The 24755-nt window shown below is 59.0% G+C and carries 17 protein-coding genes; 8 read left to right on the forward strand and 9 right to left on the reverse strand.

Annotation, left to right across the window (positions count from 1 at the left end; all coding sequences use genetic code 11):
• Window positions 1–6: 6 nt before the first annotated feature.
• The 7 genes from HGI46_RS18360 to HGI46_RS18390 form a co-directional block, all read right to left on the reverse strand.
• Window positions 7–2736 (reverse strand): fused MFS/spermidine synthase, encoded by a 2730-nt coding sequence (locus HGI46_RS18360; RefSeq protein WP_168905363.1) that lies wholly within the window; start codon window positions 2734–2736, stop codon window positions 7–9.
• Between the two features lie 72 nt (window positions 2737–2808).
• Complete coding sequence (locus HGI46_RS18365) at window positions 2809–5130, reverse strand: TonB-dependent receptor (protein ID WP_168905364.1); 2322 nt, start codon at window positions 5128–5130, stop codon at window positions 2809–2811.
• A gap of 125 nt (window positions 5131–5255) precedes the next feature.
• Complete coding sequence (locus HGI46_RS18370; RefSeq protein WP_168852287.1) at window positions 5256–5720, reverse strand: hypothetical protein; 465 nt, start codon at window positions 5718–5720, stop codon at window positions 5256–5258.
• Window positions 5710–8409, reverse strand: a complete 2700-nt coding sequence (locus HGI46_RS18375; protein WP_168852288.1) for a 2Fe-2S iron-sulfur cluster-binding protein — start codon at window positions 8407–8409, stop codon at window positions 5710–5712. The genes HGI46_RS18370 and HGI46_RS18375 overlap by 11 nt, the downstream gene beginning before the upstream one ends.
• A complete protein-coding gene (locus HGI46_RS18380) occupies window positions 8406–8669 on the reverse strand; it encodes a sarcosine oxidase subunit delta (protein ID WP_054123171.1) in 264 nt (87 codons plus the stop codon). The genes HGI46_RS18375 and HGI46_RS18380 overlap by 4 nt, the downstream gene beginning before the upstream one ends.
• Before the next feature lies 1 nt (window position 8670).
• Window positions 8671–9924 (reverse strand): sarcosine oxidase subunit beta family protein, encoded by a 1254-nt coding sequence (locus tag HGI46_RS18385; RefSeq protein ID WP_118074332.1) that lies wholly within the window; start codon window positions 9922–9924, stop codon window positions 8671–8673.
• Window positions 9921–11513 carry an NAD(P)/FAD-dependent oxidoreductase gene (locus HGI46_RS18390; protein ID WP_168852289.1) on the reverse strand — a complete coding sequence of 531 codons (1593 nt, stop codon included), beginning with the start codon at window positions 11511–11513 and terminating at the stop codon, window positions 9921–9923. The genes HGI46_RS18385 and HGI46_RS18390 overlap by 4 nt, the downstream gene beginning before the upstream one ends.
• A 77-nt stretch (window positions 11514–11590) precedes the next feature.
• Between HGI46_RS18390 and HGI46_RS18395 the strand changes: the two genes are divergently transcribed.
• On the forward strand, window positions 11591–12742 hold the full coding sequence (locus tag HGI46_RS18395) for an MFS transporter (RefSeq protein WP_168852290.1): 1152 nt from the start codon (window positions 11591–11593) through the stop codon (window positions 12740–12742).
• A gap of 309 nt (window positions 12743–13051) precedes the next feature.
• Entirely contained in the window at window positions 13052–14248 is a 1197-nt protein-coding gene (locus HGI46_RS18400; protein ID WP_162896112.1) for an MFS transporter, read from the forward strand.
• A 56-nt stretch (window positions 14249–14304) separates the two neighbouring features.
• On the opposite strand, the gene HGI46_RS18405 is transcribed toward HGI46_RS18400, so the two are convergent.
• Window positions 14305–15207 carry a LysR substrate-binding domain-containing protein gene (locus HGI46_RS18405; RefSeq protein WP_118074336.1) on the reverse strand — a complete coding sequence of 301 codons (903 nt, stop codon included), beginning with the start codon at window positions 15205–15207 and terminating at the stop codon, window positions 14305–14307.
• Between the two features lie 198 nt (window positions 15208–15405).
• On the opposite strand from HGI46_RS18405, the gene HGI46_RS18410 reads away from it, so the two are divergent.
• From HGI46_RS18410 to HGI46_RS18435, 6 genes are all read left to right on the forward strand, one after another.
• The gene (locus HGI46_RS18410) at window positions 15406–16761 is read left to right on the forward strand and encodes a hydrolase (protein ID WP_118074337.1); all 1356 of its coding nucleotides are present in this window, start codon (window positions 15406–15408) and stop codon (window positions 16759–16761) included.
• A gap of 221 nt (window positions 16762–16982) precedes the next feature.
• Complete coding sequence (locus HGI46_RS18415; protein ID WP_206065821.1) at window positions 16983–18194, forward strand: aspartate aminotransferase family protein; 1212 nt, start codon at window positions 16983–16985, stop codon at window positions 18192–18194.
• Window positions 18191–19633, forward strand: a complete 1443-nt coding sequence (astD, locus tag HGI46_RS18420) for a succinylglutamate-semialdehyde dehydrogenase (RefSeq protein WP_168852291.1) — start codon at window positions 18191–18193, stop codon at window positions 19631–19633. The genes HGI46_RS18415 and astD overlap by 4 nt, the downstream gene beginning before the upstream one ends.
• Complete coding sequence (locus tag HGI46_RS18425) at window positions 19623–20912, forward strand: N-succinylarginine dihydrolase (protein ID WP_125955317.1); 1290 nt, start codon at window positions 19623–19625, stop codon at window positions 20910–20912. Before astD ends, HGI46_RS18425 begins: the two co-directional genes overlap by 11 nt.
• A 1-nt stretch (window position 20913) precedes the next feature.
• Window positions 20914–21843 carry an arginine N-succinyltransferase gene (locus tag HGI46_RS18430; protein ID WP_118074338.1) on the forward strand — a complete coding sequence of 310 codons (930 nt, stop codon included), beginning with the start codon at window positions 20914–20916 and terminating at the stop codon, window positions 21841–21843.
• Window positions 21844–22045: 202 nt separating this feature from the next.
• Window positions 22046–23053, forward strand: a complete 1008-nt coding sequence (locus HGI46_RS18435; protein WP_118074339.1) for an IS110 family transposase — start codon at window positions 22046–22048, stop codon at window positions 23051–23053.
• Between the two features lie 418 nt (window positions 23054–23471).
• Here the strand turns inward: HGI46_RS18435 and HGI46_RS18440 are convergent, their stop codons facing one another.
• Window positions 23472–24548 carry an IS5 family transposase gene (locus HGI46_RS18440; protein ID WP_118074829.1) on the reverse strand — a complete coding sequence of 359 codons (1077 nt, stop codon included), beginning with the start codon at window positions 24546–24548 and terminating at the stop codon, window positions 23472–23474.
• Window positions 24549–24755 lie beyond the last annotated feature (207 nt).

Raw genomic sequence — 24755 nt, forward strand, 5'->3', positions numbered from 1 at the left:
GTTTCCTTATCTTTGCGCAACGCCGTCAAGTGCGGCAATGGCGCGCTGGCGGATCGGTGACGACTCCAGCCTCCCAAGGGCGGCCTTTAACGCCTCCGAACGGCGCGCTTCGAGAGTTCCACCCCTCGACTGGCTCGCTACAACGGCAAAGGCGAGCGCAGTTTCCACCAGCATCGCATGATCGCCGATCACTTGCGCAAGAGTCGCGCGCTGGATCAGCAGATCGGTGGTTGCCTCGACGCGCAGCGCGGCATCAACGATAGTCAGCGTTTCTTGGGCCATGGCTGCACGCTGCCGGGGATCGACGGAAGCAATCCGTTCAAGGCGCCAGGCCGAGCGTAGCTGATTTGCGGCTGCATACCCCGGTTCAACAGGTGTCACGGACGCAAGTTGCCGATCCATCCCCGCCAGCGCCGCATAATCACCAGCTGCGCCTTTCGCTCTGGCCAGCGCCACCAGCCCACTCTCCGTCACCGGCGTGAATGGCAGCAGGCCTGCCTGCGCCAGCCGCAGGCGGGAATAGTCGCTACCGGCCCGCACGCCCGCAGGCCTTTGGGTAAAGGCATCGAGTCCCGTCCGGGTCAGGATTCCCCGCCCCGGCCCTGTTTCAAAAGCCATTGAATTCCTGTCGTCGCTGATCGGAAAGGCCCCTGCAATAGCCCGTCGCACTGCTCCCTCATCAAGGAGGAGCGACCAGGCGAAATCGTCCGCATCCAGGATGCCCGCTCGATCGAGCAGCCGGACATCGGCCGGCCCTACTACAGCAAGCCCGCTCTCTGGCAATATGGGAGCATCCGAAGCCATGACGATCAAGTTGAACGGAACCGGTTCGTATACCCGGACATTGGGGAACTCAAATGCAAGCGTTGCGAGGAAAGATCGGAGTAACCGTGGATCAACAAAGGACGCGTTCATCCATTGGACAAACACTCCATGATCGGCGAGGCGCGCCTTGGCGAGCGCAACAAACTGTCGCGTGTATAGATTCGAGGAACCCGCCGTCCAAGGATGCGACGGCTGTGACACAATGATGTCGTAGCGTTTGCCAGTGCGCAGCATTGCGTTACGTGCATCATTGTGGACGATCTTGACCCGGGCGTCAGATAGCGGATCCACCGCACGCTGCGACGCAATCCTGCGATTGGCATCGATGATACGTTCTTCGATTTCGACAACATCTATGGCGCTGATCCACGAAGGGACCGTTTCCAGGCTGACGCCTCCGCCAAGACCGATCACCATCATTGATCTGGCCTGCGGTCGTGCGAGCGATGGAAGAATAGTCAGCCAGTGTTGATCATTCAGGGCTGGTGGCGTACCCGCCCGCGGCACCAGTGCTTCCGGCAGCCCATCGCTTCGAATAAGTACACCGTCATCACGGTCGCGCACTTCGACTGTTGCAACGCGCCCCACATTGAGCGAAACCAGATCACCGGATGTGTCTCTGTCTACGACACCGGCCTTGAGCAGCGAGTAGGGTTCCGGCACTCCAATTACGAGCCCGCCGATACTCGCAAGCGCGCCTGCTGCGAATGCATAAGTTTGTTTTGATATGTGAGAAACGGCCGCAGCAGCTAAGAAAAGTAGCGTTACTGCAACAAGCAGCGTTCCGCCGAAGCCGTACGATTCCAGCAGATAATGGCCAGCCAACATAGCGCCTGCTACCGCCCCCGCAGTATTTGAGGCATAGACCACAGCCGCGCTTTTCGCAGGGTCTCCGCCTGCCGCCTCGACGAAGCGCGGATAGGCCATGCCGAAGGCAATGGCTCCCGGAAACAGAGCCAGAACCGCGGATTTCTCAGCATCTCCCGTAATAAGGATTGCGAGATAGCCCAGCGAGGACAAGATTGCGCCGAACGTGAGCGCCATGGCTGCACTTCCCGGCTTCCGCGCAGCATAGAGTCCACCGAGCGCAAGTCCCGTCAGCCATAGGCCCAGCATGAACGCAAAGCCTTGAGTCGTCCCCCCAAAGGGAATTGCCAGCAGCCTTGTCCAGAATACCTCAAGTGCGAAAGTAGCGACCCCGGACAGAAACGCCGCAACCAGCACCCGTTGAACAGGCGAAGCAGCAGTTCCCGCATCGTGCTTCTTTTCGGGGCCGTTGGAGCGCAGGTGGCGCCAAGCCAAGACAGCGGCCACAATATTGGCCGCTGCGGCCAACTGGCTGGCCACAGTCAGTCCCAAAGACGGTAGCAGTAGGAAGCCTGCCAGCATCGCTCCTGCCGCTGCGCCGAACGTATTCAGCGCATAGAGGCCAGCGACATCGTCCACACCGCAGCGCACCGCGCGCACCAGAATTGGCAGCGTGGCTCCCATGGCGATGGTCGGTGGTGCAAAGGCCGCTGCAACGATCGTAAGATAGACCCAGAACTGGGCCCAACCTGCATCAGGCGGCAAATGCGCTCCGCTCGACAACAGTCCGATCAGCAGCGTCTGCAACAGAGGAAATAGCAGAGGAACGGCGATGGCCCAGACCGCAATGAACAGCTCTAGAAACGCGTAGCGTCTGCCTGCATCGACGCCAGAATTGAGCCAGCGCGCGGCCATCCAACCGCCCAGCGCAAGACCGCCAAGAAAGCTGGCCAGCATGATCGCGACGGCGCTTTGTGCCGTTCCAATCGCCATCGCCATCTTGTGGGTCCAGACGATCTGGTAAACCAGCGCTGCCATGCCAGACAACGCCATGCAGATAGCGGCGACGATGTGCTTCGGATCTCTCTTTCTTGCGTTGCTCATTCCAGCCCCGACAGCCCTTGAACTGGCAGAGCCGGCCAATCAATACCAGCCCGGCTCTGCATGTTCGCCGGATCAGAACCGGTAGCGCGCTTGAATTGTAAAGGTGCGCGGCGGTTCGGTGAATGCGGCAATGGAGTTGAATCCGCCCGGGATCGTGTTCTTGAACGCTGCCGTACGATTGTCTGTCAGATTGCGAACCGCCAGCGACAAATCCCAGCCACTCTCGCTTGAAAGGCCGACCCTCGCGTTAAGTTTGGCAAATTTCTCCTGGAAGGAGTTCGGATTGATGTCGGTCAAGGTCGCGAACCGGCTCGTGAAATAGAGGTCGCTACCTGCCCGAAGCGTCAACCCGCTCCCGATCTCCTGTGACCAGTCCGCAGCAATGCTTCCCGACCACTTTGGTGCATATGGGGTTGTAATACCCGACAGATTTTGCGTGTTGTTTGCAGGATTGCAGCCAAGAGCAGCTGTTTGGCCTGCGAAGCACTGCGCGGTGGCAAAGTTCTCGTATGTTGCGTCGAGATAAGTGATATTGGCCGAAAGTCTGAAGTTCCTTGCCACCGCAAACTGGAGTTCCGCTTCTACACCCTGTGTGCGCGCGGATGCCGCATTTGTTGTCTGGAAGTTAGAGGTAGCGGGATCGAAGGAAGAAACCTGTAGGTCCTTGTAATCACTTCGGAATGCAGTGAGATTGAGCAAAACTCGTCGGTCGAAGAAACGGCTTTTCAAACCGATCTCATAGGCGTTTGCATTCTCGGGGTTAAATGGTCCACCATCCGTGCCCGAAAACCCCCCCGACTTGAAACCCTTCTTGAAGCTGGAATAGATCATCACATCTTGCGCCGGACGATACTCGAGCGTGATGGCCGGCTGGAGCTTCTCATCCTTTCGGCTCGCGGTGAGGATTGGTAGGGGAGTGCAGCCCGCATAGGGAGTAGATTCACACCCGGAAAATGCGAGATCCTTCTTGACTTCTTCGTAACGCAGTCCGCCACGGATCGTCACCGGACCGAAGGCATAGCTCGCCTCCCCGAACAGCGCCCATGATGAGGCATCTTCGACGCTGTCCTGAACGCTACCGATAATACGAGCGTTTACAAATGCCGGAGTCCGGTTGGTCGACCCTGCCGGAGGCGGGACCACGAGCGGCAGTAGATTACGCGCATCGTTGTCCGAGGTGCTGATAACATCGTTGTTGTTCTTGTCGACATAAGCTCCGAGGAACCATTTGAACGCACCATCCTTGGGCGAAACCAGGCGGAGTTCCTGACTGAATTGATCATAGCGTTCGGTGAATGTCGCTGTGGAATAATTGGCAACACCTTGATCGGTATCGATAAACTGGTAGTTTTTGTACTTGTAGTAGCCCGTCACGGAGCTCAGCGTCACTCCATCACCAAATTCATAGTCCAGCAAAAGTGTGCCGCCGCCCGAGCGCAAGCGATTATAGAATGAACCACCATTATCGTCAGTATAGAGGTCTGGCCGCGCTATTTCTGCAGCAGACGGGATCAGTCCACTCGAGGCTTTGAAGCGATCGAACAGACAAGGCTCACGAACTGCGTCGGAAATGTCACGCCGGAAATTGGGCTGACATATGACCGACTGGTTATTGCGTCCTCGGTCGTCATTATTCCCAAAGTAGCCGATGGCCGTCATCGTGAGCCTGTCTGCCAAATTTCCTGTGATCGTTATACGACCCAGAAGATCTTCAATCTCGGGTTCCTTGCGACCGGTTATCGTGTTTGTGAGATAACCTTCAGACTTTCGGTATCGCAAGGCGACACGGGTGGACCAGTCCAGCCCAAGAGGGATGTCGACTGCACCAAATGCCGCCTTTTCATTGGTGACCGGTTCATAGCTGAACTCAATCTCACCACCAAATTTATCACCAGGCCGGCGGGTGGCTACGTTAATGGCGCCCGCAATTGCATTCTTGCCCAGAAACGTTGGTTGTGGACCCTTCAAAAATTCGATTCGATCAATGTCAAGGAAGCCAAGGCGTTGGGTGCGGGCCCGACCATAATAGATGCCATCGATGTACATGGGCGCAGATTGTTCGAAGCCCAAATTCTGCCCCGAACCGATTCCGCGAACGGTGATGGTATCAGCCATACCGCCTCGCGACACGCGAAGCCCTGGAACTTGCACATCCTCGAAATTCTGCACTGCGCCGCTTCGAAGAAGGTCACCTGTGACAGCCTGTACCGAGATTGGCACGTCCTGCAGGCGCTCAGGCCGCTTGGTCGCCGTAACGACGATCTCTCCGATTGCCGGCTGTTCGTCACTTGTTTCAGTGGACTGTGCGAGCGCAGGCGACGCGAGCGGTAGCGCGAGCATAGTTGCAGCCATTAGCCGGCCGAAGGAATTGATTCTCCCCAGTGTGTCTGTCACGATCCGCCCCCATGGTATACCGATCAAGAGAAAATATTCGCTTTGACGTCCCTTGTCAACTGCGAAATCCCTCTTTGGTATACCTTGGCATCGAAGAGGCTTGTGCACTACCCAAAAGCGCAGCCTTATTGCCGCTTATGAGTTAGATCCTGCCAACATGGTGCGCCGCGATATGACCGGGGTATTAAAATGGTCACCAAGCCCCTCTGACAAAACGCCATGACATCGACTTGACCGATCTGCATTGGCCGCGCTTCATCCCCCCGCAGCAACACAGCAGAATGCGTCGCCAGCTGCACGCTATCGACATTGTGAACAGCAACAAAGCTGTCGGATACATCGGTGATGATTGCGGGTGCCCCGGCAAGCTGCGCCCTCATCCCAGAAACACGACCGGCCATTTCAGATGCAGAGCCCAGCAGTAACCAGTCGCACCGACTGGCGCGCAGCCCTAGACAGGTGGACGTGTCGCCATGCAACTCGCCGAAATCAGGCAACCGGATGTTGAAGCAGCACTCTAACGGGCTTTTCAACTCTGGATGGCGAGCCAGATCAACCGACAAACGAATAATTGAGAGATCAAATGTCAAGGCGACCTCCCTCGCGGTCATAGGCGACCGTCTCTGAAATCCTGGCCTGCCAACTCCTCCCCAGCGAGACGATCTCGACGATTTCACCAAGGCGCCGCTGCCCCTGCTCGACCAATCCCAAGGCAACGCCCCGTCCCAGCACGGGGCTGAACTGGCTGCTCGTAACGAATCCTCCGCTCTGCCCACTGGGAGCCCGCACATGACCACCTACCGGCAATATCCCGCCGCAAAGCGAGGTCAGGCCCACCAGTTGCTTACGATATGGCGATAAGGATGAGCGACGCGTCAGCGCTCGCCGCCCAAGGAAATCGCTCTGCTTTTTGGCGATGGCTCCGCCAAAACCGATATCACCGGGCTGGGTCTCGCTGTCGGTATCAGTTCCAACATGAATGTAGCCCTTTTCGATACGCAAGATTTCGAGTGCCTCTATCCCATAGGGCACCAATCCATAGGGCTTGCCAGCCGCCATCAGCGCATCGCCCATCTGCACCGCCTGCCCCGCTGGCACCTGGATCTCGTAGCTCAACTCACCAGAAAAGCTCACGCGCTGAATACGTACTTCCGATCCGTCGAGTTGTCCCTCTCGGACGGACAAGTGTGGAAAACGCTCACTTGAGAGATCAAAACTGGGCTGCAATGCCTCGAGCACATTTCGTGCGTTCGGGCCCGCAACAGTCCAGACAGCATATTGCTCAGTCACGTCTTGAACGACAACATCCATCGGCCATTCGCATTGAAGCAGATCCTCCAGCAGGCGGACCATCCGGTCAGCGAAGGCACTGGACGGGCTGAGCAGGAAACTCCCGTCTTGGAGACGAGCATAGACCCCGTCATCCAGGATCGTACCGTTCTCGTTGAGGACAAGCCCGTACCGGATCCGCCCGGGCTTGAGCGTCGAGGGGGTGCCAACATAGACCCGGTCGAGGAACGCTGCAGCTTCGGGGCCGGCCACGAGAATTTTGCCAAGCGGCGAACCGTCGAGAAGACCAACGCCACTTCGGACCGCTGCGGCTTCACGCTCAGCTGCCGCCTGGATGTCTTCCCCGCCAACCGGATATGCCGCCGGCCTTTCCCATCCAATATCCTCGAACACAGCACCTTCGCGTACATGCCATTCGTGTGCGGGCAGATACCGACGAGGTCGGAAGCGTTCACCGCGTAGATCAGCACCGATCAGACCAAAGGCTGTAGGAACGAAGGGCGGACGAACCTTGCTTGCGGACAGCGTTCCGGGTTCCGCGCCGATGGTCTCCGCGAGGATCATGGCGCCGGGGACCGAGCTCAGCTTTCCCTGGTCGACGCCCATTCCCAACACAGTGTAGCGCTTGAGATGCTCAACGCTTCGATAGTTTTCGCGGGCCGCCAGCTTGATGTCTGCCACGGTCACATCGGTCTGAAAATCGACGAACATGGTCTTTTCATCCCCGCCGTGGACAGTCCAGATGGGCTCCGCCTCAATCGGTTCGGGGCCTGCCCATTCGACATTGGCGACCAACCCATCCGGCTGGAAACTCTGGCTGCGCTCGTTGAACTTCGTCTGACCGCCAGCCATGGTCCACAGTTGGGAAGCAGGGTTCCAGCCTCCCGAGACCCCGACAAAGTCGCACGCGAGACGACTCAGGCCATCCGGCTTCTCTATGGTGACGCCGGTGACGCGTCCGCGCCCATGGGCCGACCGGACTAATGACGAAAAGAATAGATCGATTCCGTGCGCACGGGCGCGATCGGCAAGTTCGGGCAGCACCTGCGGCCTTGCATCGACAATGGCGCGCACCCCTACACCACACTGCGCAGCTTCAATAGCGGACCGCCAGCCCAGATCGTTGTTGACGAAGAAAATGCCGGATCGACCCGGCGCCACCGCATAATCCGCGACATATCTGCCGATCGCACCGGCGAGCATGATGCCGGGCAAGTCGTTGTTCGCAAATGCGATGCCGCGCTCTTGCTTGCCCGTCGCGAGAATGATCTGCTCGGCCCGGATGCGGTGGAGTACCCGACCTTCCGATGCGGCCAGCACAAAACCATGATCCCAGACTCCAAGAGCTGCAGTCTTTTCAAAGGTCCGAACACCTTCAAGGCTTGGAAGACCCTGATCCAGATCGACAAGCAATACCGATTTGCCGTCTCGCGCTGCCTGTGCCGCAGCGGCCAACCCCCTTCTGCCTCCACCTATCACTAGCAGATCACATTCCACATGACGCGCTTCGTAGCGCTGCGGATCGGGCACGACCGGCACCTTGCCAAGTCCGGCGGCGCGCCGAATCAGCCATTCGAACCAGTGCCAGTCCGGCCACATGAATGTCTTGTAGTAGAATCCGGCAGAGAACAGTCCGCGGAGACGATCATTCACGCCAGCAATGTCCCAGGTCAGTGAAGGCCAGGCATTGATGCTCTGGGCAACCAGCCCTTCCTCCAGAGCGATCATGGTGGCCTGCACGTTGGGAATGGAGGATAGGCCGTGCTCAAGTTGAACCAGTGCGTTGGTTTCCTCGCAGCCGACTCCCATAATACCGCGTGGTCGATGGAGCTTGAAGCTCCGTCCGACAAGCTGCACGCCGTTGGCGAGCAAGGCCGACGCCAGTGTATCGCCCGCAAGGCCTGCATAGCGCTTGCCATTGAACGAAAAGTCGATGGACTGGCCGCGATCGATCCTGCCGCCGCCATGGGAAAGTCGGTAACCGGTCACGGCCGCGCAACTCCCATTACGTAAACCGCTACGACCTCGTGTGTTTCAGTATGCCGGATCAGATTGAACCAGACCCCGCAACCGTGCACATGGACCCATCGCTCGGCATGCTCGCCCTTGGGGTTGGCGCGCAGGAAGAGATACTCCTCCCAAGCCTGGTCGTCGCAGTCCAGCTCTGGTCGGTCGATATGGGCTTCGCCGCCATAGGCAAATTCGCGCTCGTCGCGCAGGCCACAGTTCGGGCAGGCAATCCGCATCATGTCAGTGTTCAATCCCGGCTGCCGCAGCTTCGTCGATGAGCGCGCCATCCCTGAAACGCTGGAGTCCGAAGGCGGTGGTTAGCGGATGGGGCTCATCCTTCGCGATCAAGTGCGCAAAAGCCTCACCGCCGGCCGGGATCGCCTTGAACCCGCCTCCGCCCCAGCCGACGTTCAGATAAATCCCCGGTACCGGACTGCGGTCAATGATCGGCGAGCTATCGGCCGTGTAGTCGACGATTCCAGCCCATTGGCGCAGGAGGCGCAGACTACTGAAGGTCGGAACAAGCTGGACGATGCCGGCAAGCACTTTTTCCATTGTCGCTGCGCTTCCGCGCTGGGCAAAGGACGGATAGGGATCGATGCCGCCACCGCACACAATGCCGCCCTTGTCCGACTGGCTGCAATAGCTTCCGATCACGGCTGAACCGATCACGGTGTGCAAGACGGGCTTGACCGGTTCGGAGACAAAGGCTTGGAGCCCATAGCTGGCGACAGGCAATCGGAAACCGGCCATCTGCGCGACCACTGACGAATGACCGGCCGTGGCGATCCCCACCTTGGTCGCACCAATGAAGCCTTTACTTGTTTCGACGCCCTGCACACCGCCGCTGATGTCCCGGCGGAACCCGGTGACTTCGGTATTCTGAAGGATGTCGACACCCAGGGCATCGGCTGCCCGTGCATAGCCCCAGGCTACCGCGTCATGCCGGACAGTCCCTCCTCGTTTCTGGCGCATGGCCCCGTAAATGGGAAACCTTGCATTAGGATCGCCATTCAGGACAGGACAGAATTTGAGCACTTCCTCCCGTCCGAGCAGTTCGGCATCGATCCCGTTCAACTGCATCGCGTTCACAATTCGGCGCTGAAAATCGACCTCGTGCCGGCTGTGCGCGAGATTAAGGATTCCGCGGGCGGAATACATGATGTTGAAATTGAGCTCCTGCGAAAGGCTGGCATAGAGACGGAGCGAATGGTCGTAGAAGTCGGCACTTTCCTTGTAGAAATAGTCCGAGCGCACGATGGTCGTGTTGCGGCCGGTGTTACCGCCGCCGAGCCACCCCTTATCAATCACAGCAATGCGTCCAGGCCTGTAGTGCTTGGCCAGATGGTAGGCGGTCGCAAGGCCGTGGCCGCCAGCTCCGATGATAATCACATCGTAGCTGCTCGCCGGTTCGGGGGAGCGCCAAACCGGATCCCAATCCGTATTGCCACCAAGCCAGTTCCTGAGAAGCGCGAACGCCGAATATCGGCTCATCGGCGCAAATCCTTCAGAATGACTTGTGCTGAATTCCGGCCAGGAGCTCCCGTCACGCCCCCACCGGGGTGCGTGCCCGCGCCGCACAGATACAAACCGGCCACAGGCGTGCGGTAGCCCGACCAATCGGGGTGCGGGCGCATGAAGAACAACTGGGCGAGATTGAGATCCCCGTGGAAGATGTTGCCTTCGGTCAGTCCGTAGGTGCGCTCCAAATCCAGCGGTGTGATGACTTTACGTGCGACGATGCTGCCAGGGACGTTGGGCGCGACCCGGCCAATCTGTTGCACCACCTGATCGCCGAGCGCTTCACGTCGCGAGTCCCAGTCCCCCTCTCGCAGCCGAAAAGGAACATACTGGACAAAGCAAGTGAGCATGGTGCGGTCCGACGGGCAGAGCGTGGGATCGACCAAACTTGGAACCACGCAATCGACCCACAGCTCGTCTGCCACTTCGCCGAACTTTGAGGCATCATAGCAGCGCTGCATAGCCTCCATGCTGCCCATGACCGAAAAGACCGCGCGTTCCGCCGGAGTGGCGTCGAGCGACATGCCCCTGATCGAAGGTGGCTCGCTCAGGACCATGTTCACCTTGGCCGAAGGACCGGCCATTTTGATGGCGGCGATGTCCGATCGAAATGTCGGGTCGAGATGTTCCGCGTCGACCAACCCAAGGAACGTTCGCTTTGGGTCCGCATTCGACACGACCGCCTTGGCGTGAAACACTCGGCCATCGACCAGCTCGACGCCGGATGCCCGCCCGCCCTTTACGTAGATCCGCGCAACCTCTGCATTCGTGATGATTTCGGCGCCAAAGCCCCGGGCAGCGTTGGCCAGCGCATCGCTGACTGATCCCATCCCCCCGATAACATGGCCGCTGAAGCCCTGGATGCTATTATCACCACCGCCCAACAGGTGGAACAACAAGCCTAGGGTCGAGCCCGGATCATATGGCCCCCCATGCTTGCCGTAAACGTTGTTGGCCAGAAAGAGCCGGTGCGTCTCCTCGCTTTCGAAGTGTCGCTCGAGAAATTCGGCGAGGGAGCCGGTCAGAAACCGCGTCATCGATGCAATTTCATCTCGCGAGATTCCCCAGAATTGGCGGGCCATTGATGCCAATTCCCCGAGCCGGTCGACCAAGCTCCCGCTCAGAGCCGGCGGAGGCTTGAGAAAGAACGGCTGCAGGTAGCGAGCGAGCGCCTTGAGTTGATGCTCGACCGCTACGAAGTTGTCGGCATCCTTCCGACTGTAGGTCCGAAGGCTTGCCGCAGTCCGCAACGGATCGGACCAAAGCGTCACGAGGCCCTCATCGGATGTCGGCACATTAAGCGCCGGGTCGCATGCGACCATTTTCAGCCCATGATCAGCGAGCCCCAGTTCCTTGACCACGGCGGGGGTAAGCATGCTGGCGATATACGAGCAAAATGACACACGGCACCCCGGCATCACTTCCTCGGTCACGGCAGCCCCGCCCACAATTTGGCGACGCTCGAGGACCAGAACTCTTGCACCCGAACGGGCAAGATATGCGGCCGCAGTCAGACCGTTGTGACCACCGCCTACCACAATTGCATCGAAAAAATCGGTCACGTGACTCGCCTGCCCTCTGGACTCTTGAAACAACCTCTCTACCATACACTAGTGTTTGGAGTTCGGAAGGTCAAAATTTGCTTGGACGCTTCGCCTCGATTTCGGGAATGCTTGCGGGATCGCTGATTGCCGAGATTGGCGGTTATACGATGCCTTTTGTGGTTGGCGGCATAGTCAAGGCCTACGCGATTCCTGAAGGTTGGATCGGCTTCATCATTGCGGGGCAGATCGCCTGTGCATCGCTGGTATCGATTGGACTGGCGCCCTACCTGTTGCGTCTTGACCGAAGAAAGCTAGCTTTCGCAGGTGCGTTGCTGGTTTTGGCTGGCTATGCTGGCTCAGCATTGAGCCATGGCGCGGAGTTCCTCGTTGTGTCACGCTTGATAGGCGGGATCGGTGAGGGGCTGCTCTATGCTGCAATTGCCGCAACCGCTGCGGAAACCCCCAATGCGGATAGAACGTTTGCTCTCATATGGGCCGCCGTCGTGGGATTGGCAGTAATGCTCTTTGTGACTTTGCCACTCTTGCCTGACTGGGCTGGTCCGCGCGGAATCTTCGTAGCCTTGGGCATTGTTGTGTTGGCCCTCGTCCCATTGCTCCGAAACATCCCTCCACGAGCCCAGGTGGTCGACACGACGGCGAAGCAACATCTTGCCACTATCGACGCCCGCGCGGTTACGCTGGGCCTTGTCGCTGCACTCCTCGCGATTTTGGCAAACGGATATTACTACTTCATTGAAGGTATCGCCCAATCTATCGGTGTGACCGAAGCTCAAGCCGGCTATGCAATGGCTATCTCTGCTACTTGCTCTCTAGCCGGACCTGCCTTGGCGCATCGGCTTGGCACCCGGTTCGGAAGGACACCACCGTTGGTCCTTGGGTACCTGATAACCGGCTTAGGCGCCTATGCGGTTACCCATTCGGGCGACCAGACGATGCTTACAATTGCCATGTGCGTGTCCGGCACTGCCTATGTCTTCACTCTGCCATATCTTCTCGGCCTTGCTGCCGCCTCGGGTGGAGCGCCGCTCGCCGCGGTTGCGCGTGGAGGTCAGGGAATCGGAAGCGCATCAGCACCCGCGATTTCAGGGCTGATCCTGCTGAACGGAGGAACGTATCAGCAAATCGGAGCCTTGGCGCTTGGCTGTGCTGTATTGGCTCTGCTCCCCCTACTTCTCTTCAGCAGGTCAATTGCCTCCAATTCCATTGCAGCTGGAGGCGACAGATAAGCCCAGGCTTTTTGGCTAAGCCGATCCATCAATCTGCAACAGGCTTCGGGCCGACTGTGTCGGCAAATCCGAGAGTGAGACGGAATTGCAGAACATGTCCGAAGGAACTGGGCGCAGGGTCCCTGACGGAATGGCGGAAGGCATTGCGGCAATGCGTATTTTGAGAATCAGAAGAACTTGCTGTCGGCTTACCAAAGTGATTTCACCAAGTGCACTCGGACACGAGGACATCGCGAAACGCTCCCGTTCTGAACACTCTGCTTACTGACATGCAAGATACGGGGGGCAGGCTTGCGCAGGTCAATCACAATGCTGGTATTGGGCAGCGCAGGTACCACGCTGTTTCTGTTCCCGTTTCTGCATGAAATCTATTACGATCCCCTGCGTCTCGCTCTCGGCCAAACGAATGTGCAGATCGGCAGTCTTTCGTCGGCATATGGCCTGGCATCACTAATCGGCTACGTCCCGGGAGGCTGGCTTGCTGACAGGTTCAAGCCTCGCACTCTGCTTCCGATCGGGTTGATCGGAACCGGCATAGGTGGAGCGTTTTTCGCTTCGTTTCCGTCCTATCCATTCACCCTTCTCCTCTACGTGCTTTGGGGCGCCATGACCGTTGTGTGCTGGAGCACAATGATCCGCGCAACACGCGAATGGGCGGTCGCCGGGAGCCAGGGCCGCGCCTTTGGCCTGCTCGAAAGTGTCCGCGGCGTTACAGAAGGCGCTATTGGAGCGGCCGGAGTCGCGGTGTTTGCTTGGGCGGGAAGCACAAGCGGCGCGCTCGGCACGGTCATCATCGGCTTTGCCGTTTTGAACATCGCACTTGGGATCATCGCGTTTTTCACGCTCGACCGCGCAGCACCGAGCGGCGCGAAATTGCAGGCAGCATCTTACAGCGGATGGCGGGAATTGCTCCCAAATCCAGACCTATGGCTGATCTCGCTGATCGTCTTGAGCAGCTACACTGCCTACACGGCGCTCTATTATTTCACGCCCTATAGTTCGAGCATGCTGGAACTGTCGGTTGCGGCGGCAAGTGCCATTGCGGTTGGGAAGATTTGGCTCAAGCCAGTTGCAGCCATGGCGGCCGGCTTTGCAGCCGACCGTTGGGGAGTTTGGCAGACGGTGGTGTTCGCCTTCGCCATCCTCGTTGCAAGCATGATGACCTTTGCGATATCTCCGGGAACCGCAAAAAATGCCCCCATCATGATCGCAAACCTTGCATGCGCATCGCTGGCTGTCTTCGCGATCCGAGGGGTCTATTTCGCGCTGATCGAGGAGTGCCGGATTCCCGAATCGAGCACTGGCTCAGCAACCGGTCTGATTTCGTTGGTCGGCTTTACGCCCGACATCTTCGTGCCCCCAGTTGCAGGTTTTCTCCTGGACAGTTTCCCAGGCGAGAGCGGCTACCGGATGCTCTTTGGAATCGTCGCATTGGCATGCGCGATGGGCTTGGCGACAACCGCTATGATCGGTCGGCGAGTTCGCTCGCGTACCCAGCAGGCGTAGCATGCGATGGGAAACCACACATAATGGGTATAGGCTTCAGGAGCGGCGGACCGACACTAGGCCTGATGACCGCTGGCCTCTCCGCAAATGAAATCCCGGACCTGTCTGACGGCCTGCTTCTCCAGATTTTCCTTGGGGTAGACCAAGTAGTAGCTGCGGTCCTCGCCCAACGGGACGTCGAAAGGAACAACCAGACTGCCAGATTGAAGCTCGGCCTCGATCAAGAAAGTTGGCAACAAGGCCGCGCCGGCTCCCGCAGCAACAGCCTGGGCTAACATCAAAAAGTGGGCCACACTGGTGGTGCTGGGAGGCTCCTCGTAAGGGACGGAAACAATTTCGAACCAGCGCTTCCAAGCATCCTTACGTCGCGACTGGACGAGCAGAGGGATGTTTCGGAGGTCACTCGGCGAGCGGATTGCGCGATCACGGACGAGCGCTGGAGCCACCACAGGTACGACACGTTCGCTGAAAAGGAGGTCATGTTGGGCATTCGGCCAGTCTGCTTGCCCGACATGGACAGCCAGATCGAAAGGCTCGACAGCAAAGTCGAATTCTTCAGATCGCGCGGAGATGTTTACCGTGAGGTCAGGGTGGAGAGCAGATAGCCGGCTCCAGCGCGGCGCGAGCCAACGCATGCCAAAACTGGGCAAGGTTGCAATTTCGACGATCCGCCCCCCAGGCGTGCTCATCAACTTGCCCGTTGCCCGTGCGATACGCCGGAGGGCAGGTTCGATTTCGCCCAGATAGGTCGTTCCCGCAGCATTCAGCACAACATTGCGTCCAACCCTGTCGAACAACTCACAACCGACCCAGCCCTCGAGCGAGGCAATCTGCCGGCTTACCGCGCCCTGTGTGAGGCCAGTTTCCCTTGCCGCTTGAGAAATCGTGCCGTGCCTCGCGGCAACAACGAACCCCAGTAGCATGGATAGAGGTGGAAGATGCTTGCGAGTCGATTCCATTCACAAACCTCATATATCAGCGAAACGAAGTCGCTTGTGTTCTGGCTCCTGATTGCCGATCTCAATCAAAGGTTCAATCGCGGATCCATAGCCCTTGATTTGACATCCATGCTTGGGCCTGAAGTGCGACTCACTGAGCGGCGTTACCTGACTAATCATGTGGGGGCCGCATAAGGGAGGAAAAGCATTGCGGGCGCCATGTTGCAACAAAGCCGCCCCATAAAGGCAAAGGCAAGTTGGAGATTGATTGTGGAGCAATGGCCATCCTGCACTCGACGGTTCCAGATCAGCGATGCCGATCAAGCAGTCCTGGATGCCGTCGCGAAGACAGGGCCGAACTTGGTTGCTCGTGCGATCGAGTGGTCGGAGATAAACAGCGGGAGTTCCAACCTGCTGGGGCTGGCCACAATGGCTGATTGCCTATTCGAAGTCCTAAGTGCCTTTGATGGTGATCTTGAAGCCATTTCGCTTGACGAAGCACTGCAGATAAACACGCGAGGCGAGGCTTGCGCTACACCGGCAGGGCAATCCCTCCTACTCCGATTGCGCCCCGAAGCACCCGTTCAGGTCGCGTTGACCGGACATTACGACACGGTCTTTCCCGCTGACAGTCCGTTTCAGGCAGTTCGACCGCTTGCCGATGGCAGCATCAACGGCCCCGGAATCGCCGACATGAAAGGCGGCATCAGTGTCATGCTGGGTGCGCTCGCCGCATTCGAGCGCCACCCGCTAGCTTCGCAGCTGGGCTTCCAGGTGCTTCTGTCCCCTGACGAAGAGACGGGCTCGATGGGCTCAGCCGCCTTGCTAGCCGAACTTGGTCGGAACTGCCACATAGGGCTTACCTACGAGCCTACACTTGTCGATGGTTCGCTCGTATCAGCACGAAAGGGGTCGGGGAATTACCACATCGCAATTTTTGGGCGGGCCGCGCACGCCGGTCGTGATTTCGCCAGCGGTCGAAACGCGCTGGTCGCAGCTGCGCGTATCGCTACGAAGCTCGCAGATCTCAACGGAGTCCGGGACGGCGTCACCATCAATGTAGGTCGCATCGATGGGGGTGGTGCGCTGAATTCGGTTCCTGACCGTGCCGTGCTGCGACTCGACGTGCGAGTCCCTGACCAAGCGGGTGCGATCTGGATCGACGAGCAGGTGCGCATTGCGACCGCCACAATGGAAGGAGGCGGCATATCCGTCCAGGTCCATGGCGGGGTACATCGTCCGGCGAAGCCATTCTTCAACGCCCAACAGGTCCTGTTTGGCCAGGTTCGCGAGTTGGGCGCACTACTTGACCTGTCAATCGGCTGGAAGCCATCCGGTGGCGTCTGCGAAGGCAACAATCTGCTTGCGCAGGGGCTCCCGGGAATCGACACACTAGGCGTTCGGGGTGGCGACATTCATAGTGAACAGGAGTTCGCCTGGCCTGAAAGTTTCGCAGAGCAGGCCCGGCTTTCAGCCCTGATACTCTGCAAGCTCGCAAGCGCCGAGATCGATGCGCTCGCATTGCGGGCGCAACTGATCGCCGAGCAGGAAAATGACAGATTGTCAGCCGACTGACTGAAGGACTGCACCTTCTCGTCGTGCGCCAAGGCAGGATAATGCCGCTGATGACCTGCTTGCTCACCGAGCCGCGGCAGTATCACAACGTCAGCAGGTGTACCAGCTCCGAAAGACGGCCCAAACATTCCTTCTGGTAATTAATGCTAGCCTCTTTTTCGCTATTATCCGGCGAATGTTGGCATATTCTCATTACCTCAACTCGGTAAGGGGCTGCGAATATGATCTCTTCGGTGATGCCGGTCTATGCACCCGCGCCTATTGCACCCGTAAGGGGTTTCGGAAGCTGGTTGTTCGATGAGAATGGTTTAGAATGGCTCGACTGCATCGGGGGGGTCGCCGTCAACGCCTTGGGTCATTGCCATCCTGCACTTGTGGATGCATTGCAACGCCAGTCGGAACGCCTTTGGCATGTTGGCAACGGCTTGCAAATTCCCGGACAATCCCAGCTGGCAGAGCGCCTGATCGCCGCCACATTTGCAGATACGGCCTTTTTCGCCAACACTGGTACCGAGGCGATCGAATGCGCGATCAAGACTGCGCGCCGCCATTTTTCGGTCAAGGGCAATCATGAACGCGTCGACATCGTCGGCTTCCAAGGTTCGTTTCACGGCCGCACTTTCGCCGCGTTGAACGCTGCCGGCAATGCGGCCTATCTCGACGGCTTCGGCCCGCCAATGCAGGGCTTTTGTCATGCCGCCTTCGACGAAGTCGCTGCCTGGGAGAAACTGGTAGCATCGCCCAGCACAGCGGCCGTGATCGTCGAACCCGTGCAGGGCGAAGGAGGCGCGCGAGCGCTCGATCCCAAGAAGTTGCGACACCTTCGCCGAGTCTGCTCGCGCAATGGCGTACTGCTTATCTTTGACGAAGTGCAGTGTGGAATGGGGCGCACCGGTCGTCTTTTTGCTCATCAGTGGATCAAGGACTGCGAGCCAGACATCATGGCTATTGCCAAGGCCCTTGGCGCAGGCTTTCCAGTCTCTGCCTGCCTCGCAACTGCGCAGGCCGCGATCGGTATGACTATTGGATCACATGGTTCGACATTTGGCGGTAATCCGCTTGCGATGGCCGTCGCGATCGCGGCCTTCGATGAGATAAGCAACGCAGAAACTCTCGATACCGTGAACCAGCGCGCTAAAGAATTCCGTGCCGGCCTTGAATCCATAACCGCTCGCTATCCGCACATAGTGCGCGAGATCCGTGGGCTCGGCCTCCTGATTGGTGTGCAGCTAGCAGTCGTCAATCGGGAGTTCATCAATCTTGCGCGCCAACAGAGACTCTTGATCACGGGTGGCGGAGACAATGTCGTGCGCCTCTTGCCGGCTCTCACCATTTCAGCACAGGAAGTGCGCGAGGTCCTCATTCGGTTCGAGCAGACCTGTGAGAAGGCAAGCGAACTACTTGCTGTTGACGCATTGCAGGTCGCAGTATGACTAATTTCCGATCAGTGTGCCCGGCGACGGGAGAAACAGTTTGGGAAGGAAGGTCGGCGGGCCCGAAGGAAGTCGCTCTGGCCGTCGAACGTGCGAGGCGATCCTTCGATGGCTGGTCCGCTACGCCACTTTTCGAGCGAATTCGGCTCGTCGAGCGATACCGGCAGATGATATCGGATCACGCAGAACGGCTCGCTGCGGCAATCGGCCGTGAGACCGGAAAGCCTTTGTGGGAAGGCCGCCAAGAAGTCGCATCCATGGCCAACAAGGTCGCGATTTCGATCCAGTCCCAAAGCGAGCGCGCTGGCGAGTCCGAGCGGGAGGCCGCATTCGGCCGGTCGGTGCTGCGCCACAGGCCGTATGGTGTAATGGCCGTCTACGGCCCATACAACTTTCCTGGCCATCTTCCCAACGGGCACTTCGTTCCGGCGCTCCTTGCGGGAAACACAATCGTCTTCAAGCCGTCGGAGGAAGCGCCCCTCGTTGGCGAAATCATTGATGGTCTGTTGCAAGAGGCTGGCCTGCCGGATGGTGTTTTCAACATTGTGCAGGGCGGGCGCGACACCGGCATCGCCCTCGCCGAATCCCGGATCGATGGCCTACTCTTTACTGGTTCGGCCGCTACCGGCGCACACCTTCGGCGCCAGTTCGTTGATCGTCCAGAAGTCATTCTTGCGCTCGAGCTCGGCGGCAACAATCCCCTGATCGCTTGGGACGGGATGCCGGACGCGGCAGCCTCAATCGTCGTGAGCTCCGCTTTCATCTCGGCCGGGCAACGCTGCTCGTGTGCGCGTCGCCTCATTATCCCGAAGGGTAGCGTCGGTGACGCAACGCTTGCAGCTGTCGTCGACTACGCGCAGCGTTTGTCGATCGGCAGCTGGGACGAAGCTCCGGAGCCAGCAATGGGACCGCTGGTATCCGCTCACGCTGCCGATCGCGTGCGCGCCGCCTATGATGCGCTGGTGGCATCCGGGGCGCGCGTGGTTTTGCCCTTGCTATCCCCGCCGGATCGTTCGGGTGCATTTCTGACTCCCGCAATCGTCGACGTAACGGACATGGAAGTCCCTGACCGGGAAATCTTCGGCCCACTTCTCCAGGTCATGCGAGTGCCTGACTTCGACACCGCTATCCGCGTCGCCAACAATACCGCCTTCGGACTGGCGGGGGGGCTGATCTCTTCAGATCAATCCTTGTGGGATTGCTATGCGCTTCGCGCACGCGTCGGTGTGTGCAACTGGAACAGGCCCACGACCGGCGCCGCCGCGACGATGCCGTTCGGCGGGCTGGGTGCCTCGGGCAATCACCGGCCAAGCGCCTTTTACGCGGCTGATTATTGCGCCTATCCGGTCGCCAGCTTCGAAGCAGAAGCAGTGATCGACCAAACCAGCGACATTCGCGGCCTGCGATCAGCCCGAAGGGATCATTCCAATGGTGCGTGAAGTCAATTTTGACGGTCTGGTCGGCCCGAGCCACAATTATGCGGGCCTCTCGTTCGGAAATGTCGCCTCTGCGCGGAATGCCGGCGTGGTCTCAAGCCCTCGAAAAGCGGCCATCCAGGGGATTGGCAAGATGCGGCGAATGCTCGGGCTTGGCCTAACACAAGGCCTGCTGCTGCCGCATGACCGCCCTTTCGCTCCGTGGCTACGAGATCTTGGTTTCGCAGGCAGCGACGATGACGTCTACTCCGCCGCCTGGGCAAGCGATCCGGCATTGCTGACGAGTGTGTTCTCCGCATCCCCGATGTGGACCGCTAATGCAGCGACCGTCTCGCCCGCCCCCGACACGCGCGACGGGCGTTGCCACCTGACAGTCGCAAACCTTTCGTCGATGCTCCATCGCAGCATCGAGGCACAACAGACTGTGCGACAACTTCGGCTGGCATTTCCCGATAAGCGTCTGTTCGCCGTGCATGACCCGCTCCCCGCAAGACTAACAGACGAAGGAGCCGCCAATGCAATGCGGCTAACAGCCAGTCATGGCGAACACGGCCTCGAGATCTTCGTTTACGGTGTTTCAAGCGGCAGGTACCCCGCCCGGCAGAATCGGATCGCGGGGGAAGCCGTGGCTCGGCGCCATGGCCTGAGCGCCGAGGGGCAACTCCACGTCCAACAAAGTGCTGCGGCGATAGAAGCCGGTGCCTTCCACAATGACGTGGTGGCGGTCGCGAACGAGAATGTCTTGTTGACACACCAACAGGCCTTCGAGGATCGCGACCAAGTCCTCGAAACCATCCGCATGCGAGTACCTTCGGTCCAGATTATCGAGGCGCCTTCGGATCGAGTATCACTTGCAGATGCGGTGGGTTCCTATCTGTTCAACTCGCAACTGGTCACACTGCCTTGCGGCGGAATGGCCCTGGTCGTACCGGGCGAATGCCGAGAGAACTCTGCTGTGTGGAAATGGTTGAACGATAGCGTGGTGGGCCAAGGCGTCATCACACGATTGGAAATCGTCGAGGTTCGCGAATCCATGCGTAATGGAGGAGGCCCTGCTTGTTTGCGCCTACGGGTTGCCATGAGCGAGGGCGCGCTGGCAGCCGTCGACAAGAGGTTCCTCGTTGACGAAAGGATCTGTGACAGGCTCGAGAGAACCATAGAAGAACATTGGCCGGAGAGAATTGCCGAGTCCGACCTGGCGGACGCCGAACTCTGGGCAGAATGCCGTGCTGCACGCGGAGCACTGATGAAAATGCTCGGCTTTGGAATTGGGGAACTCTGATATGACGCACCAAGTGCGCATGGCATGCAAGAATGACGTGGATGCATTGCTGGAACTGGCGGCATTGACCGCGGGCGGCCTCACCAACTTTCCTCATGACCGGGGTGTACTGGCGGAACGAGTAGCGTGGAGCGAGCAATCCTGCGGCGTCATTATCGATTCACCGCAGGATGAATTCTATCTGTTCGTCCTTGAAGACACTGAGACGGGCCGAATTGTTGGAACCTCGAGCATTTACTCGAAGATCGGGGTCCGATGGCCATTCTACAGCTACAAGCTGAGCCGAATATCCCATGTTTCCAATGGCACTGGCCGACATTTCTCGACTCATATTCTAACACTGGTCAATGATTTCGATGGCGCTTCGGAAGTGGGCGGGCTCTTTTTGGCGCCACAAGCCCGATCCGCGGGGCTGGGACAACTTCTCTCGCGCAGCCGCTACCTCTTTATTTCTCAACACAGGGAGAGGTTTGGAAGCACTATAGTTGCTGAAATGCGCGGCTGGCTAGATGGCGCCATCTCACCATTCTGGGAGGCCGTTGGCCGAAAATTCTTTGACAGCGAATTTCATGCTGCCGACCTATACAATGCGACCCAAGGCAATCAGTTCATTGCCGATCTCATGCCTAAATTTCCCATATATACTGCGCTCTTGCCACTCGATGCGCAGTCTGCGATCGGGCGCCCCCACGTAGACGCAGTTCCGGCCAAGGCAATGCTTGAAGCCGAAGGATTTGTTTACGACGGCTATGTCGACATCTTCGATGCAGGTCCCACGCTTCATGCCCGCATTGACCAGTTGCGTACGATTACCGAATGCCGCCTCGTAGGCGACGGCCTGGAATTACCGCTACCTGGCCGCAATCAGCGCCTGCGTGCCAGAAATTCTGGTCTGGAATTCACGGTAAGCCTCGAAGCGCTGGAATCGTAGCGCAACTTTTCAACCCCTTGTGCAATGCACCAGGTGATCGCCTTCGAAGGGATTGGCAGAACGCGGCAAGGCGTCCGATACTCAATCCCTGCATTGTCCGATCTTAGGATGCTGGAGTCATCGTGTAATTGCGGCTGCTTCCCTCGGAGCTCGGTTGGGGCGCACACTTCTGGTTGTCGAATCCTGAAGGAAGGAAGCAGCCATGAAGCACTATGCCGGATTGGACTTGTCGATGGAATCCACGCAGGTCTGCATCGTTGATGACAATGGTCGGAAGGTCGTGTCGGAGAAAGTGGAAAGCTCTCCGGAGGCGATCGCCATGATGCTGGAGCGATACGGTCCAATCGAGCGGGCGGTGATCGAAACGGGCCGCATGTCGCCGGCGATCTGCCTTGGCCTGCGTGAACTGGGTGTCCCGGTAGTGTGCATTGATGCCCGCCAGGCCCACCAGAGCCTCAAGGCAATGAAGGCGAACAAGACCGACCCTCACGATGCCGCCGGCCTCGCACAGTTGGCACGCACCGGCTTCTACAAGGAGGTGCATGTCAAATCTCCGGCAGCGCATGGCGTTCGCAGCGTCATCACCGCACGCAGCCATCTGGTTGAAGCGCGTGTCCGGCTCGACAACACGATCCGTGGTCTCTGCGCGACGTTCGGCTATCGGCCCGGCGCAGGTCAAGGGAAGGCCTTCCTCGAACGGATCATGCAGGCCGCCCACATCCCGGGCCTTGGCGACGCCATCGCATCCTTGCTGTCTGTGCGCGCAGAACTGGTCGGGCAAATCAAGGAAATGGACCGCCGCCTGCGTATCATCGCCAGCCAGTCACAGGCTTGCGAAATCCTGATGACCATACCGGGCGTGGGCGTGCAGACATCTGCTGCCTTCGCCGCTGCAGTGGATGAAGCGGGGCGTTTCCGACAATCGCGCAATGCCGGCGCCTACTTCGGCCTTGTGCCCCGACGTCATCAGTCGGGCGAGCTAGATCGGACAGGCAGGATCACCAAACAGGGAGATGGGACCGTGCGCAAGCTGCTGTACGAAGCTGCCAACTCGATCCTCACCCGAAGCCGGGAAACCTTCGCGCTCAAGTCATGGGCCATGAAGATCGCCAAGCGTCACGGCCTAAAGAAGGCTCGCGTTGCCCTTGCCCGCCGCCTCGCTGTCATAATGCATGCCATGCTGCGCGACGGCACTTTGTTCCAAGCGTAAGGTAGAGTAGAACCTGTTTGCCAGCGGTGAAGCGTCGAAGCTGATCCGAGGGCGGTGTCCCGCGAGGGAACGCAGGGACGAACGATCTGCGAAGGTAGTCAGATGGGCTGCAAAGCCCGCTTCGAGTCAATGCAACGTTCGCCTCTGTGAGACCCGATACAGCACGACCAGGCTCCGGTCCGGCCAGTGCGGACAGATCCATGAAACCCTCAGGGGATCAACACCGCCTAGCTCTGCAATTACAGATCAGGACCTACGAATTTGGCGTCTGGTCTGCATCTGGACACCCTGATTTACCCGCTCACGGTGCTGGGCATAACCTGAAGGTGCGAGGCCGACCGTTTCGGGTTTCCATATCCGGGCATTTTCCGGTCACCGCGTAGGCGTTACGGGCCGTTTCGGGACCTTGGCCGCGTGATCATGCGGTGCTCGCCCGGTTTTCCCAGTAGAGGAAGCGTTTGAAGTTGAACGCGATGTTGGCGAGGCCGATCTTCACCTTGGCCCGCTCAATGCCGATCGTGCGGATGAACAGGCCCATGCGGTGCTTCTGTGTGGCAAAGACGTGCTCGACAGCAGAGCGCACTTTGGATCGGGCGGCATTGGCGCGTTGGCGCTGCGTGGGAAGCGGCTTTCCTGGTGCGCGGCGGAAGTGGATTTTCGATACCAGCCCCGCGCGCAGGATAGCCCGCTCGTTCTTTTGGCTGCGATAGGCGGTATCCGCCCAGATCGCGCTGCCGGTGTTGGCCGGATCGATCAGGTTCGGCAGTTCGCGGCCATCGTAGCGGGCGGCATCACTGGCGCCCCACGTGCGGATGAAGCCGTGCCGCTGGTCGATGCCGATGTGGGATTTGTAGCCGAACATGGGCGTGGCTATCTCGGCCATGAGTTTGCCATCTGGGCCTTTCTTGCGGCGCCCGCGCTTGAGCGTCCAGCGCGCGTCGCGATCCTTCTGCGCGAGCTTTGCCGGCTTGGCGGCCCAGTCTTCCGGAATGCCGCCGCCCTTGACCAGGGCGCGCTCCTCGTCGGTCATGCGCTGACGCGGAGCGGCGATGATGCTGGCATCGACGATCTGCCCGCCCATGGCCAGATAGCCCAGACCTCTGAGGTGGGCGTCGAAGCGGGCAAACAAGGCGTCGATGGCATTAGCGCGCACCAAGCCCTCGCGGAACCGCCAGATCGTCGTCTCGTCGGGCGTGTTGTCGCCATCGTTGAGGCCGAGGAAGCGCCCGAAGCTGCGCCGGTCGAGGATCTGGAACTCGGCTTGCGCATCAGACAGGCCGTAGAGCGTCTGCAGGATCAGCGTCTTGAACATCATCACCGCGTCCAGCGGCGGCCGCCCGCCCTTGCTGCCGTCAGATCGTTGCAGGGCCGCATCCAGCGCGGGGCGAAATATCTCAAAGTCGATCAGCGCCACGAGTTTCTCCAGCGGATCGCCCGCCGCCGACAGCGCCGCATACCGCTCATCCAGATCGAAAAAGCCACGCTGCACAGACACATACGCCTCCATCGCTCAAAACGATGGAATCACATTCACACCCTCACCGCCACCAGTAAATCAGGGTGTCCAACTGCTGCGAAGCCTTCACATCAAGCATCGTCTCATACCAGCGCGCTGGGATGGTGACGCATCACACGCTGGAAATTCTCAAGCGCCGCACGGGCTTAAGCAGAATGCGATGAGTCAGGCTCATCGCATTCTGGT

It is taken from the genome of Novosphingobium sp. ERW19 (genome assembly GCF_012641315.1).
Lineage (GTDB): Bacteria > Pseudomonadota > Alphaproteobacteria > Sphingomonadales > Sphingomonadaceae > Novosphingobium.